This window comes from Roseobacter sp. S87 (assembly GCF_055693285.1).
The window spans coordinates 265,596-279,573 of record NZ_JBVFTR010000004.1; the positions used below are offsets into that span (position 1 = coordinate 265,596).

The window sequence follows — 13,978 nt, forward strand, 5'->3', positions numbered from 1 at the left end:
CAAAAAGAAAGGAAAACAACAAAGCCACGAAATTGAAGGCATTTGCGACCCTAGAGAACCCTATTTTGAGAGCTATTCCGTAACAATGGTCGATTGCTGCGGATTTTTTGTTGTTTTGTTGTTTTGACTTTGTATAGTTTCCGGTGAGTCACGGGGATGTTATGGCGTCAAAGACGATCAAACGGCGCGATCTGATCCTTCAGGTCGTTCAGGAGCGGGGAGGCGCAAGCGTCGGATCTCTCGCGGAAATGCTCGGTGTTTCGATGCAGACCATACGCCGGGATGTTGACCTTTTATGCGACGGAGAAACGCTTCGGCGACGCCACGGTCGCATAGAACTGGCCGAGGACCGGCTGAACACGCCGTTCGATCAGCGGGCAGGAACGAACCTGACCGGTAAGCGGGCGATTGCAGAGGAAGCCGCGGCGATGATCCCGGATGGTGCCACGCTGTTTATTTCCATCGGTTCCACAGCGCTCAGTGTCGCCCGTGCCCTGCGTTTTCGCAAAGAACTGACCGTGATCACCAACAACCTGAGCGCTGCGATGGCGCTGAGCGAGGAGGTGTCCAACCGGATTATCCTGCCTGGTGGTGAGCTGCGCCTGCCGGACCGTGATTTCATCGGCGACGAAGTGGTGGAGTTCTTCGGGCGATTCCGGGCTGAGTTTGCGGTCTTCGGGACGGCGGGTGTCGGCGAGGACGGCAGGCTGCTGGAATTTCATTCATCCGAAGTGCGGGCGTCTGAACGGATGCGGGCAAATGCACAGACGTCGATCCTGGTGATTGACCGCAGCAAATTCGGTCGTCTGGCTCCGGCTGCAGGCACGTCAATCACGACTGTGGACAGGGTGGTTTGTGACCGGTCGCCGCCGGAAGCTTTCGATCAGATTTTCGAAGCGCTGGGCGACCGGGTGGTTTTTGCCGAGGGGAAAGAATGACCGGTTCTGAGGCATTTGTACGGGTAGACGGCGTGGCTAAACGCTGGAATGGCCAGCTTGGTGTGGAGGACATCTCGCTGAGCATCCCGAGGGGCGCCTTTGTGGCGCTGCTGGGGCCGTCCGGCTGCGGGAAGTCCACGACGCTGCGGCTTTTGTCCGGGCTCGAATTGCCCGACGAGGGAACAATTACAATTGACGGGCGCGATGTAACGACGGCAGCGCCGTCCGAACGCAACCTGTCCATGGTCTTTCAGTCCTACGCTCTTTTCCCGCATCTCAGCGTGGCGGAGAACGTGGTTTTCGGGCTGAAAGTGCGCAAGGTAAGTGCTGTAGAACGGCGCGAAAAGCTGGCCCGCGCGCTGGAGATCACCGGACTGACCGGTTACGAAACACGCAAGCCCGGAGAACTGTCCGGTGGCCAGAGGCAGCGCGTGGCACTGGCCCGCGCTATTGTTGCCAATCAGCCGCTGTGCCTCATGGATGAACCGCTGTCGAACCTCGATGCCAAACTGCGTGCTTCTGTGCGCAAGGACATCAAAAAACTGCAGGTCGATCTGGGGATTACCGTTGTTTACGTCACCCATGACCAGACCGAAGCCATGAGCATGGCCGATATGGTTGTGCTGATGAAAGACGGGCACATTCAGCAGACCGGAACGCCGGAAGAACTGTATTACCGGCCTGCCAATACATTCGTTGCGGAATTTGTCGGAGCGCCACCGATGGCTCTGATCGACGCAGAAGCCGTTCCCGGCTTTGGTGACGCCGCCCGGATCGGTCTGCGGGCCGAAAACGTGAACGTTGCCGGGGCTGGCGCGGGGCGGCTGAAGTGCACGGTCTCGGAATGCGAGTTTCTGGGATCTGAAACGTTCATCGGCCTGTCACATCCGGCGGCTACCGGTCTGACTGTCAGCCTGCCTGGTCTGCAGAACATCCCGGCAGGTCAGGACATGGAAATATCGTTTGCGGATGAGAGCCTGCACTTTTTTGACGCTGCCGGCCGGAGGCTGGAACACGGGACGGTCTGATCCGCGGGAAACTTGAAATGCGACGCGCATAATTGGGAGGAAGACAATGAAACACATACGGAAAATGGGCATTGCCGCAGTATCGGCAGGTGCCATCGGGACAGCTGCTTTAGCGGCAGAGACCGAACTGACAATGTACTATCCTATTGCTGTGGGCGGGGCGCTGACCGAGGTCGTTGACGGCATTGTCGCTGACTTTGAAGCGGCAAACCCTGACATCAAGGTCAACGCGATCTATTCCGGCAATTACGATGACACCCGCGTCCGGGCGCTGTCCGCGCTGGCCTCGGGCGAACCTGCGCAACTGGCGGTGATGTTCTCCATCGATGCCTATGACCTGATCGAACAGGACCTGATTGTGCCGTTCGACGATATCGACGGTGTGGATTCCGTCTGGCTGGACAGTTTCTACCCGGCGCTCATGGCGAACGGGAAGATTGAGGGAAAGACCTGGGGCATTCCGTTCCAGCGATCCACGATCGTAGCCTATTATAACAAGGATATGTTCCGCGAAGCGGGCCTTGACCCGGAAAGCCCGCCATCGAACTGGGAAGAGATGATTTCGATGGGCAAGGCGCTGACGGACGAAGACACTTATGGAATCATGATCCCGTCGACCGGTTACCCGTACTGGATGTTCCAGGCACTTGCGATCCAAAACGGCAAGGAGGTTATGTCCAATGACGGTCTGACCACTTATTTCGATGATCCGGCCGTCGTGGAAACTCTGGAGTTCTGGAAATCACTGTCGGCAGAACATGGTGTTATGCCCGAAGGCACGGTTGAATGGGGCACCCTGCGTCAGGCGTTCCTCGAAGGTCAGACGGCAATGATGTGGCATTCCACCGGCAATCTGACAGCAGTGAAAAACAACGCGAGCTTTGACTTCGGTGTGGCGGAACTGCCTGCAAATGTGCGCAAGGGGTCGCCCACCGGGGGCGGGAACTTCTATGTGTTCAAAGATACATCGCCAGAAGAAAAAGCCGCAGCCCTGAAGCTGATCGAATTCATGACCGCACCGGAGCAGGCCGCGACCTGGTCGATCCGTACGGGCTATATGGGAGTGTCCCCGGCAGCCTATGAGACAGAAGCGCTGCAAAGCTACACGGCTGAGTTCCCGCCCGCTCTGGTCGCCCGCAATCAGCTTGAAAATGCCGTGGCGGAGTTTTCGACCTTCGAGACGGCACGTGTCCGCGATGGTCTGAACAATGCCATTCAGGCGGCGCTGACAGGCTCCAAATCGGCAGAGGATGCTCTGGCAGAAGCTCAGGCTGCTGCCGGCCGCCTTCTGCGCGACTATCAATAGGGAACTCTCCCCAGGGTGTCCGGACCTGTGTCCGGGCATCCGACAGGGTACCAGGGGCAAAGGGCATCCCACATGGCCGTACCAGTTAATCTCGAACGACGCAGACAGGCGATCTATGGGTGGTTGCTGTTGTCGCCTGCGATGGTGTTGCTTACCCTGTTTGCCTTCTACCCGTCGGTCGCGACACTGTGGTCCAGCCTTTTTTCGCGCGGGACACGCCGCCGTCCCAGTGAATTTGTCGGTAGTGAAAACTACACAGATCTCTTCGCAGATCCGACGTTCTGGAAAGTGGTCACCAACAACCTGATTTATGCAGGCGCGACAATACCGATCTCGATTGCGATCGCCCTTGCGATGGCGCTTTGGGCGAACTCGAAATTGCCGGCCCGCGGGTTCGTCCGGACAGCCTATTTCACCCCGACGGTGCTGCCCATGATTGCTGCAGCAAACCTGTGGCTCTTTTTCTACACGCCGGGTCTGGGTGTTCTGGATCAGATCGGCGGTCTGTTCGGGCTGCCGAGCGTCAACTGGCTGGGGCAGCCGGAAACCGCGCTCTGGGCCGTGATCATCGTCACGATCTGGAAAGAGGCCGGGTTCTTCATGATCTTCTACCTCGCAGCGCTTCAGACCATTCCCGAAGATCTCAAAGAAGCCGCCGATATCGAAGGTGCCAGTCGCTGGACATATACACGGCGGATCGTTCTGCCGCTGCTGATGCCGACCACGCTGTTCATTCTGGTCAATGCACTGATCAATTCGGTAAAGCTGATCGACCATCTGTTTATTCTGACCAAAGGGGGCCCCAATGATGCCTCCAAATTGATCCTCTACTACATCTGGGAGATGGCCTTTGCCTTCTTTGATGCGCCTCAGGCGGCCGCGCTCACGATCATGGTTCTCGTGGTGCTGGGGGTGGTTGCCGGGATCAAATTCACCATTCTGGACAAGCGGACCCATTACCAGTGAGCCGCCTTTCCCGTCATATCGAAGCCTTTGGCGCGCTGTTGCTCGCAGTCATCTGGATCGCGCCGCTGGTGTTTGCCTTCTGGGCCGCTTTTCACAGCACATCGGACGCGGTCAACTTCAATCTGACGTCGCCGTGGACGCTCGATAATTTCCGTACAGCCTGGAGTGGCGCTCCCTGGCTGCGATATTTTCTGAACACTTTCGTGCTGGTGACGGTCATCCTGATCGGGCAGTTTTTTGTGACTACGCTGGCCGGTTTTGCATTTGCACAGGTCCGTTTCCCGGGGCGGGATTTTGTCTTTATCCTCGTTCTGATGCAGCTTTTCATTCTGCCAGAAGTGCTGATCGTCGAAAACTACGCGATGGTTTCGCGGCTCGGACTGTTCGATTCGGTCCTCGGTGTCGGTATGCCTTATATGGCTTCTGCATTCGGCATCTTCCTGATGCGGCAGGCCTTTAAAGGAGTGCCCATTGAACTGCATGAGGCGGCGCGGGTCGAAGGATGTGGCTGGTTCGGTATCCTATGGCGGGTCTATGTGCCACTGGCGCGGCCCACCTATCTGGCCTACGCGCTGGTTTCGGTCTCCACGCACTGGAACAACTTTCTGTGGCCGCTGATCGTGACCAATTCACCTGATACACGTCCGCTTACGGTGGGCCTGTCAATCTTCGGGGCGCCGGAAAATGGCGTGGACATCAGCGTGATTTCGGCGGCCACGATGATGTCGGTCGCGCCATTGCTGCTGGCGTTTCTGGTGTTCCAGCGTCAGTTCGTCCAGGCTTTCCTGCGCGCCGGGATCAAATAAGACCATGGCGCGTTTCCTGCATCTCAGCGATCTGCATGTGGTGGCGGAGGGCACGCTCGCATCCGGCGTACTTGATACCCGCTCGATCCTCACAGCCGCTGTGGATCGGCTGCTGGAGATGCGCGCGGCCATTGACCCGCTGGATGCTGTTCTCATCACCGGGGATATCAGTGATGACGGCTCTGAGGACAGCTACGCCTTTGCCGCTGCTGAACTGGCGGGTCTTGGGCTGCCGGTCTTTGTCGTGCCGGGCAATCATGATGCACGCGGAGCGTTCCGCGCTGCTTTTGCAGCTCAGCCATCGATGCCGCCAACAGGTCTGATCGACTGGTCAGAGACTTTTGGCGAGACGCTGGTTGTCGGGCTGGACACGCTGATCGAAGGGCAGGGTGGGGGAATTCTCCGGCCCGAAAGCCTCGGTTTTCTCAGCGAGGCACTGGCGCGGCAATACACAGGACCCACTGTCCTCATGCTCCATCACCCGCCCATTCAGACCGGGATCAGATTTATGGACGCGATCGGTCTGGAAAACGCGACCCTGCTGGACTCCGTTCTGAAAGAAGCGCAGACAGAGGTAACTGTTCTCGCGGGGCATGTGCATGGCGTCTATTTTCGATCAGTCCGGGGTCACCGGGTAATGACCGCACCCTCCATCTGCAGCGCCTTTGCGCTCGACCGGCGCGCCGGGGCTCGGGTTGGCTTCCGGAGTGGCCCGACGGGCTGTGCGCTGCTGGATACCGGTCCGGACGGTCACTGGACTGTTCTGCCGCTTGAGCCTTCGTCCGGAACGCATCCGTTCTGAAGGGGCAGAGGTATGGAACTGTCACCAACGCTTGTTGCGCTGAATCTGGCGGCCGCGGCTGCTCTCCTGATCTGGGCAGTCCGGCTGGTCCGGACTGGTTTTGAACGCGCTTTCGGCGGTCATCTGCGGTTGTGGCTGCGCCGGTCAACGGGCAACAGTTTCACCGCCGCAGGAACGGGGGCTGGCGCTGCTGTGCTGTTGCAGAGTTCCACTGCTGTTGCGCTGCTTCTGGCGGGGTTCATGGCGTCGGGCAAGATCGGTGCCTATGCGGGGCTTGCCATTATTCTGGGGGCCGATCTGGGCTCTGCCATTGTCGTACAGCTGCTTAATTCGCCCATAGCGTTGCTGTCCCCGCTGCTTTTGCTGCTGGGTGTTTTGTTTTTTCTGCGCAGTTCCCGCCGCAGCCTGAGGCAGATCGGTCGGATACTCATCGGTCTTGCGCTGATTTTCATGTCGCTCGACCTGATCCGCGAAGCGGCGGCACCGCTGTCCGGAAGCCAGGGTTTTGCGACCGTCATGTCCTATCTGGCCGGCGATCTCATTACCGCGTTCCTGCTGGCTGCGCTGTTTGCCTGGGCCGTGCATTCCAGTGTGGCGGCGATTCTTCTTTTTGCCGCCCTGGCGGCCCAGGGCATGCTGCCACTGCAGGCCGCCTTTGCCATGGTGCTCGGCGCGAACCTCGGGGGGGCGTTTATTGCTTTTGTGCTGACGCTCCGGTCCGAGCCCGACGTGCGCCGCGTCATTGTCGGGAACCTGATACTGCGCGGGGGCGGCGCGCTGATTGCTCTGCTTTTTCTCTATCGGTTCGATGCCGGCGCGCTCATCCCGGGGGGCAGTGCGCAGCAGCAGGCGCTCAACCTGCATCTCGTTTTCAACGTGGCACTGCTGGTCATCGGGATCGTTGTCCTCAGGCCAACGCTGGCTTTGGCGCGGATGGTCCTGCCCGGGACTACCGACGCCCATGCGGATGCGCCACGACGCTCAGCTCTCGATCCTACAGTCCGTACTGACCCGCCGCGCGCCTTTGCCTGTGCACAGCGTGAGCTGGTGGAAATGGGCAACCGGATTGAGACGATGCTGCGCGATGGCATGCGCCTGTTTGATGCCTATGACGAGCCGACCGCTGCCCGGTTGCGCAGTGAATACCGCGAAGTCGCGAACATGTCGCTTGATCTGCGGGTCTATCTTGCCAGCATCAGATCGCGGGATCCCGAAGAGGACACCGGGACAAGGGCATTTGATCTGGCAGGCGTTGCGGTAAACCTGGAGGCGGGTGCGGACCTAATAGCGCGGAAAATCGCGGCGCTGGCCCGACAGATGCATCAGGAAAAAACCAGCTTTTCCGAAAATGGCTGGAAGGAACTCTCCGACTTTCACGACCGAGTCCTCAGAAACGTACAGCACGGCATTGTGGTGCTGATGTCAGAGGATGTCGGGGCCGCCCGCGAACTGGTGCAGCAGAAAGAGATGATCCGCGACATTGAGCAGAAGCTGGAACGCAAACACCTGACGCGTCTGCGCAAGGGATTGGTCGAGTCCATCGAAACAAGCGCCGTTCACATTGACCTTCTTAGGTCGCTGAAAATGCTCAACACGTCATTTGCCATGATCGCCTATCCGCTGCTGAAAGAACGTGGCGAACTTCTGGAAAGCCGGCTGATCGATTCCTGACCGGGCCTGTCTGGCGGTGGTCCTTTTCCTGGTGAGCGAATCCTATAGTCAGTGACCACGAAATTCTGCCGGCACGATGATAAGCATTGACGGGTCTCCTGCGATGGAATTAGGTGACCGCGATGGTTCTCTGACGCCCGAAGCGAAAGAGATAAAAGGGAACACGGTGCGGTGTCGCCAAAACGCCAAATCCGTGACTGCCCCCGCAACTGTAAGCGGCGAGCGACCCCGACAGGGACCACTGGATCAACAGATCCGGGAAGGTTCGGGGAAGCGGTGACCCGTAAGTCAGGATACCTGCCATCGACGGCGTGAAATGCGCCGGTATTTCAACTCGATGCAGGCGGGGTGCCTGGTCAGGAGCACATGATGACGATGCGGTCCCACCCGCAAAAACATGGTTCTGTATCCTTCCCCCGTCTGAAAGGCGGAGGGCCAGATGGACCATCGAATTACAATCTGCACATCCTGCCGGCACAAGGGAACTGAGTGTCGTCCAGGCTTTGAACTGATCGAAAAACTGCGCCATGCAATCGCGAAGGCGGGGGACTTTGTGCCTGATGATTTCGAAATCTCAGGCGTGGCCTGTATGGCAGGCTGCGACCGCCCGTGCACGGTTGCCTATCATGGGACGCGGAAGGCGACATATCTGTTCGGTGACATTGATCCGGAAACGGATGTGGAGGACCTGGTGACCTTCGCCAGACAATACGCCTATCTGCATGACGGCTGGTGTTCTTCTGTTGATCGTCCCGGAAAATTGCGCGCCAGTACGCTCGCGCGGGTGCCGGCTGCGATGATTGTTACCGAAGAGAGCAAGGTCAGGGCGTCGTGACGGCGGCCCGCCTCTGTGTGCGCAATCTGTCCTGGGCGCCCGGGCGTCTGACCGAGACCCTGCTGCATCCGACGAGCTTCGATCTGGACGCTGGCCGGGTGCTTGGGATTGTCGGGCCGAACGGCGCGGGGAAAACCACGCTGCTGCGTCTTCTTTACCGATTTCACCGTCCCGCAACAGGGTCCGTCGAAGTGGACGGCAAGGACATATGGGAACTCTCGGCACGGGAGGCTGCGCGGTGTATCGCGGTCGTCCTGCAGGAACAGCCCGGAGATTTTGCGTTGACAGTCCGGGAAATCGTGGCGCTTGGCCGGACACCGCATCTTCGCGGGTTTGCGGGCAGTCCCGGTGCGCGCGACGCGGAAATTGTGGACAGTGCGCTTTATCGGCTGGACCTGCACCGGCTGGCTGACCGGTATCTGAACACGCTGTCGGGTGGCGAGCGTCAGCGCGTCATGGTGGCGCGCGCTCTGGCGCAGGAACCGCGTCTGCTGATCCTGGATGAGCCCACCAACCACCTTGATATCCGCCACCAGCTGGAAGTGCTGGAACTGATCCGGAAACTGCCTCTGACCATCGTCACATCCCTGCACGATCTTAATCTGGCGGCAGGCGTCTGCGATGATGTGCTGTTGTTGCAGTCCGGCCGCTCCATCGGGTTTGGTGCCCCTGCAGACGTTCTGTCTGAAGAGGCGGTCGCCAAGGCTTTTCAGATAACCGCATACCGTGAACAGCTGTCCCGCAGCGGTACGGACCATCTTACTTTTCACCTCAGAAACAAGGAAACGACCCAATGAAATCCCCATTCCTGGCGGCGATGGCTCTTCTGCTGTCAGCAGGTTCAGCGGCTGCAGAAGTATCTGTGCAAAGCTGCAACCGGACAGTCACCTTTGATGCACCGCCCGAGCGTGCCATCTCGAACGATGTAAATCTGACAGAGATGATGCTGGTGCTTGGTCTGGCGGACCGGATGGTCGGCTATACCGGCATTTCGGGCTGGAAAACGCTGGATGCGGAAATGCGATCAGGTGTCGAAGAACTGCCTGAGCTGTCCGCCAAATACCCTTCCAAAGAAGTTCTGGTCGGTGCCGATGCGGATTTCTTTTTTGCCGGCTGGAACTACGGCATGAAAGTGGGCGGTGAGGTGACACCGGAAACGCTGGCGCCCTTCGGGATCAGCGTCTATGAGCTCATGGAATCCTGCACCCACATCATGGACAAGGAAAAGGCGAGCATCGACGATATGTATGCTGACCTCATGAACCTTGGACGCATTTTTGATGTTGAGGAACGCGCGCAGGCTCTGGTTGACGGCTACCGCGCCGAACTGGCCGCCTTTACCGGATCTCTCAGCACGGGCGGGGCGCCGCGCGTTTTCGTGTATGACAGCGGCGAGGATGCACCTTTCACCGCCGGACGCTATGCCATGCCAACCGCGCTGATCGAGGCCGCAGGTGGCGTTAACATCATGGATGACTTCGAAAAAAGCTGGGCTACGGTGACTTGGGAAGAAGTCGTCGAGCGCAATCCCGAGGTGATCATGATCGTCAACTATGGCGAGGTCACAGCGGAGCAGAAACGCGATTTCATGATGTCCAACCCGGCGTTTGCGGAACTGGATGCAGTCAAAAACGATCGCTTTGTAACGCTGGAATACCTCGAAGCGACACCAGGCCCGCGCAACATTCAGGCAGTCAAAACCCTCGCCGACGCGTTCTGGTCAGAATAGCCATGAGCGGGACCGGAAGCAGCATCGCGCCAAAGCGTTACAGGGGCCGTACTGCGGTCTTTGCGCTCTGCGGTCTGGCGCTGCTTCTGGTCTCGCTTTCTGTTGCGATTTCGGTGGGGTCCGTGCGCATCCCCCAGAGTACCGTCTGGGGCGTATTTCTGAACAGGATATCGCCCGGAATGGTCGATCCGTCCTGGTCTCAGGGGCGCGCGGCCATCGTCTGGGAAATCCGGTTTCCACGGGCACTGCTCGCTATGATGGTGGGCGCGGGGCTGGCGATGGTCGGGGCCAGCCTGCAGGCGGTCACGCGGAACCCCCTCGCAGACCCGCACCTGCTCGGGATCTCTTCGGGCGGGGCGTTTGGTGCCATTCTGGCTCTGCTGCACACAGGGCTGTTCATCGGGCTGCTGACTGTGCCTTTGCTGGCTTTTCTGGGTGCGCTTGGGGCGACGGCAATTGTGCTCGGGGTGTCCCGTTTTGCCGATGCAACGAATGCCGACCGGCTTGTGCTGGCAGGGGTCGCCGTGTCGTTCATCATTATGGCGGCGGCAAATGTTCTGATCTTTCTGGGCGATCCGCGCGCGACGCATACTGTTGTTTTCTGGATGCTGGGCGGGCTTGGCCTCGCGCAGTGGAGCCAGCTTATTTATCCGCTGGCCGTCCTCTCTGTCTGTGCTGTCTGGCTGATGGCGCGGGCAGGGGATCTGAACGCCATGACCGTGGGCGACGAAACTGCGTCGACGCTGGGTATTCCTGTCGCCCGTTTCCGGCTGACAACATTTGTTGTCGGCGCGCTGATTACCGGTGTGATGGTGGCTTTTTCCGGGATCATCGGGTTTGTCGGCCTGATGGTCCCGCATGTTGTGCGGATGGTGGTCGGCGGGGATTATCGCCGTGTGCTTCCGGGGTCGGCGCTGGTTGGCGCAGTCTTCCTGTTGTGGGCGGATATCGCCGCACGCACCGTGATGGCGCCCGAAGATATGCCCATCGGCATCGTAACTGGCATGGTTGGCGGCATCTTCTTTGTCTGGCTGCTGGGGCGAAAACGAGCGCTCTAGCGTTGTGTTTGCACAAAGGCGCCGACGCGGTGGAGGCGGCATCTGAAACCGGCTTTCCGGAAGAGGTGTCGGATGCCGATGCCGGCTGAAAACCGTGGCGGGATGAAGAGACGATATGTTCCGGACCCTGGGTAACCAACCGCCGCAACGCGCCTTTTCTCTTCAGTATTCAGAAAAGGTAAATATGATTTCAGGAATGGTCCCAAACCATCTCTCCGGCACAACAGGTCAGTTGGCGGAAAAGGGGGTAGCCTGAGGATAACGGATCAGGCCTGAGCGCGGGAGGCGGTCAGTCTGTCAATTATGCTCAGCAGATCATGCGGGGAAAACGGTTTTTCCAGCGAAAAATCAGCGCCCAGTTTTTCCGCTGTTTCAAGCGCATTCTGCAAACCTTTTGACCTGTGCGCACCGGAAATTGCCACAATGGGTATCGCACTGTGCGCCGGGTTCCCGCGATGCCTGATCCGCGAAATCAACGACAGGCCACCATCCGGCACCGGCTTATTTTGTTCCAGAACGATAAGGTCGGTCACGACAACATCAGGCGCCTGCTCGCAGACCGAGGCATAGGCCGTTGTGGCATTGGCGAATGTTGTTGCAGTATGGCCGGCCTCTTCCAGAGACTCCTGCAACAGCTTTCCAAAGGTTTCGTCGTCTTCAAGTATCAGTACATATGCCATGCAGGCTGCCTTCCGGGTCAGTCGCGGGGATTTGTTTCCCCTGGTTTCAAGCGCTGTTGCTATTGTCTGCGCCAGTTCTTCCGGCGGGCAGGGCTTCTGCAGCAGCGGTGCAATAACGTCGTTCATGTCCTCGACGGAATAGCCCGTGTAGCCGGACATGTAGATGATCGCCATATCGGGGAAAAGACGGCGGATTTCCTTTGCCAGAACAAAGCCGCCGATGTCACCCGGCATCACGATATCCGTGATGACCAGATCAAAGGCGGCGTCCTTTTCAATGAGCGCGAGGGCTTCGTTGCCCGAGCTGACCGTCTGCACGGCGTAGCCAAGATCTGTGATCAGATCTTCCATCATTGTCCGCAGGGAAACCTCGTCTTCAACGATCAGAATGCGCTGCCCCTGACCCTGAGCTTCGGGTTCAACCTGAACCGGCTGTTCGCGATGCCCTTGGCGCGTGCCGCGTGGCACCAGAAGCCGCACGGTCGTGCCCTGTCCGTGTTCGGAATAGATCCTCAACTCACCATTTGCCTGCTGCACAAACCCATAGACCATCGACAGACCCAGCCCCGTGCCGGAATTCGTATCCTTCGTCGTGAAAAACGGATCAATGGCCCGGTCTCTGATCTCGTCTGTCATGCCGGGACCGTTGTCAGAGACGGAAAACTCAACAAAACGATATGCGGTATTTTCTGCGATTTCACCCGCGAATATCTCATCTTCCTGCAGTCCGGTGGCGATGTAGGTGTCTGCGTGTTCGCGGCGCAGGATCATGTCCGTGTCGATCTCATCAACGCCCCGTGCCCGGATCTTGATGCAGTTCCCTTGGCCACTCCTCAGGATGGCATCGCGGGCGTTGAGCAACAGATTGAGAAGCGCATTCGAAAGTTGCGCTGTGTCACAATACACCCAGAAATCGCTCTCTGTGACTTCGAACTGAAGCTCAAGATTTGTTTCGATCAGCGGATCTGCGAGCCTCCTGAACTCGGACATAACCTCAGCAACGGCTTTTGAGACCTCAGTGCCTGGCTGTTGTTTTGCAAAAGCCAGCAGCCGTTTGGTCAGATCGGATCCCCGGGAAATGGAAGTCAGGGCCGTGTCGAGATAGCGGGTACGCCTCTCTTCGGTTTCGGTGTTCTGCGCAAGCTGCAGGGCATACTGGACGGTTGCCAGCAGATTGTTGAAATCATGCGCGATCCCGCCCGTCAGCTGTCCCAGAGCGTCAAGGCGGCTTGTGCGCTCGATCTGCTGGCGATTTTTTTCCTGTTCGGACACATCGTCAAGGATGACAACGCTGCGCAGCCCTTTTTCTCCCGCCTCGACCGGTGAACTGGAAATGCGCACATATCTGGGGTCGATACTCCTGTTGCGTGTCATAAGAAACACTTCGCCCTTCAGAGCAACACCGGAAAGAATGCGCAGGACAGGATCCTGTGCACTTTCGAGCGGCTTCAGTGACGCGGAGTCCAGAAAGGCGATTTCCTCCGGCCAGGCAAACGGAACAGCATCGCTGATCCCGCCAAGGAAATGGCGCCCGGCCGAGTTGATCGAAGATACCTGCCCGTCGGCATCCAGCCCGATAATCGCGCTGTGGGCCGTGTCCATAATCTGCGACAGGAATTCGCTGTTGCTTTTCGCAGCCTGTTCTTCGTTTTTCAGGGCGGTTATGTCGTTGTGAGCGCCCAGCAGCCGGGTCGGATTGCCTTGTTCATCGCGCACTGCAATGCCGCGGCATCGGACCCACGCGGTTTTCCCGTCTGAACATCTGTAGCGCACAACCTGATCATAGGGGTGAGACGGGTCAGCGAGATGCGCGCCCAGGTTTTCTTTGGCGAGTTCAAGGTCCTCAGGGTAAATCAGGTTCTGCCATTCGGCCGCCATGTGTTTTTTCGTCTTTGGGTCAAAGCCGAACAGCTGCCAGAATTCCGGGCTCATGTATTCATTCTGGGGATCGTTCAGGTCCCAGTACCAGACACCGTCCAGCGACGCTTCCCTGATAAAACGCCAGATTGCCGGATCAGTCCGAATGAGGCTTTCGAGCTCGGATTCGAGGTAGTGCTGATCTGACAATGCGCCCTCAATAGTTCGCAGGAAAGGTTAACAGATTTATTCCACTTAAAGTTGATCAGTGCAATTCTATTCGACACGCGCGGCGTGGAAGA

The 13,978-nt window shown here is 58.4% G+C and carries 12 protein-coding genes and 1 riboswitch; of the genes, 11 read left to right on the forward strand and 1 reads right to left on the reverse strand.

Going from position 1 to position 13,978, the window contains the following annotated elements; genetic code table 11:
- The first annotated feature begins 161 nt into the window (after nt 1-161).
- The 11 genes from ACZ1HA_RS02140 to ACZ1HA_RS02190 all read left to right on the forward strand — a co-directional run bounded on the left by ACZ1HA_RS02140 (nt 162) and on the right by ACZ1HA_RS02190 (nt 11,139).
- Entirely contained in the window at nt 162-938 is a 777-nt protein-coding gene (locus tag ACZ1HA_RS02140; protein ID WP_375228545.1) for a DeoR/GlpR family DNA-binding transcription regulator, read from the forward strand.
- Entirely contained in the window at nt 935-1,966 is a 1,032-nt protein-coding gene (locus ACZ1HA_RS02145; RefSeq protein ID WP_375228544.1) for an ABC transporter ATP-binding protein, read from the forward strand. The genes ACZ1HA_RS02140 and ACZ1HA_RS02145 overlap by 4 nt, the downstream gene beginning before the upstream one ends.
- A gap of 46 nt (nt 1,967-2,012) precedes the next feature.
- Nucleotides 2,013-3,272 carry an ABC transporter substrate-binding protein gene (locus ACZ1HA_RS02150; protein WP_472712678.1) on the forward strand — a complete coding sequence of 420 codons (1,260 nt, stop codon included), beginning with the start codon at nt 2,013-2,015 and terminating at the stop codon, nt 3,270-3,272.
- Nucleotides 3,273-3,344: 72 nt separating this feature from the next.
- Nucleotides 3,345-4,238, forward strand: coding sequence for a carbohydrate ABC transporter permease (locus ACZ1HA_RS02155; protein ID WP_472712679.1), 894 nt, complete (start codon nt 3,345-3,347; stop codon nt 4,236-4,238).
- The gene (locus ACZ1HA_RS02160; protein ID WP_472712680.1) at nt 4,235-5,044 is read left to right on the forward strand and encodes a carbohydrate ABC transporter permease; all 810 of its coding nucleotides are present in this window, start codon (nt 4,235-4,237) and stop codon (nt 5,042-5,044) included. Before ACZ1HA_RS02155 ends, ACZ1HA_RS02160 begins: the two co-directional genes overlap by 4 nt.
- 4 nt (nt 5,045-5,048) lie before the next feature.
- A complete protein-coding gene (locus ACZ1HA_RS02165) occupies nt 5,049-5,846 on the forward strand; it encodes a metallophosphoesterase (protein ID WP_472712681.1) in 798 nt (265 codons plus the stop codon).
- 12 nt (nt 5,847-5,858) lie between these two features.
- A complete protein-coding gene (locus ACZ1HA_RS02170; protein WP_472712682.1) occupies nt 5,859-7,517 on the forward strand; it encodes a Na/Pi cotransporter family protein in 1,659 nt (552 codons plus the stop codon).
- A gap of 106 nt (nt 7,518-7,623) precedes the next feature.
- Nucleotides 7,624-7,836, forward strand: a riboswitch (cobalamin riboswitch).
- A 120-nt stretch (nt 7,837-7,956) separates the two neighbouring features.
- Entirely contained in the window at nt 7,957-8,352 is a 396-nt protein-coding gene (locus tag ACZ1HA_RS02175) for a DUF1636 family protein (protein WP_472712683.1), read from the forward strand.
- The gene (locus ACZ1HA_RS02180) at nt 8,349-9,149 is read left to right on the forward strand and encodes an ABC transporter ATP-binding protein (protein WP_472712684.1); all 801 of its coding nucleotides are present in this window, start codon (nt 8,349-8,351) and stop codon (nt 9,147-9,149) included. Before ACZ1HA_RS02175 ends, ACZ1HA_RS02180 begins: the two co-directional genes overlap by 4 nt.
- Nucleotides 9,146-10,081, forward strand: coding sequence for an ABC transporter substrate-binding protein (locus tag ACZ1HA_RS02185; RefSeq protein WP_472712685.1), 936 nt, complete (start codon nt 9,146-9,148; stop codon nt 10,079-10,081). The genes ACZ1HA_RS02180 and ACZ1HA_RS02185 overlap by 4 nt, the downstream gene beginning before the upstream one ends.
- A 2-nt stretch (nt 10,082-10,083) precedes the next feature.
- A complete protein-coding gene (locus ACZ1HA_RS02190; protein WP_472712686.1) occupies nt 10,084-11,139 on the forward strand; it encodes a FecCD family ABC transporter permease in 1,056 nt (351 codons plus the stop codon).
- A gap of 266 nt (nt 11,140-11,405) precedes the next feature.
- On the opposite strand, the gene ACZ1HA_RS02195 is transcribed toward ACZ1HA_RS02190, so the two are convergent.
- Nucleotides 11,406-13,886, reverse strand: coding sequence for a response regulator (locus ACZ1HA_RS02195; protein WP_472712687.1), 2,481 nt, complete (start codon nt 13,884-13,886; stop codon nt 11,406-11,408).
- Nucleotides 13,887-13,978 lie beyond the last annotated feature (92 nt).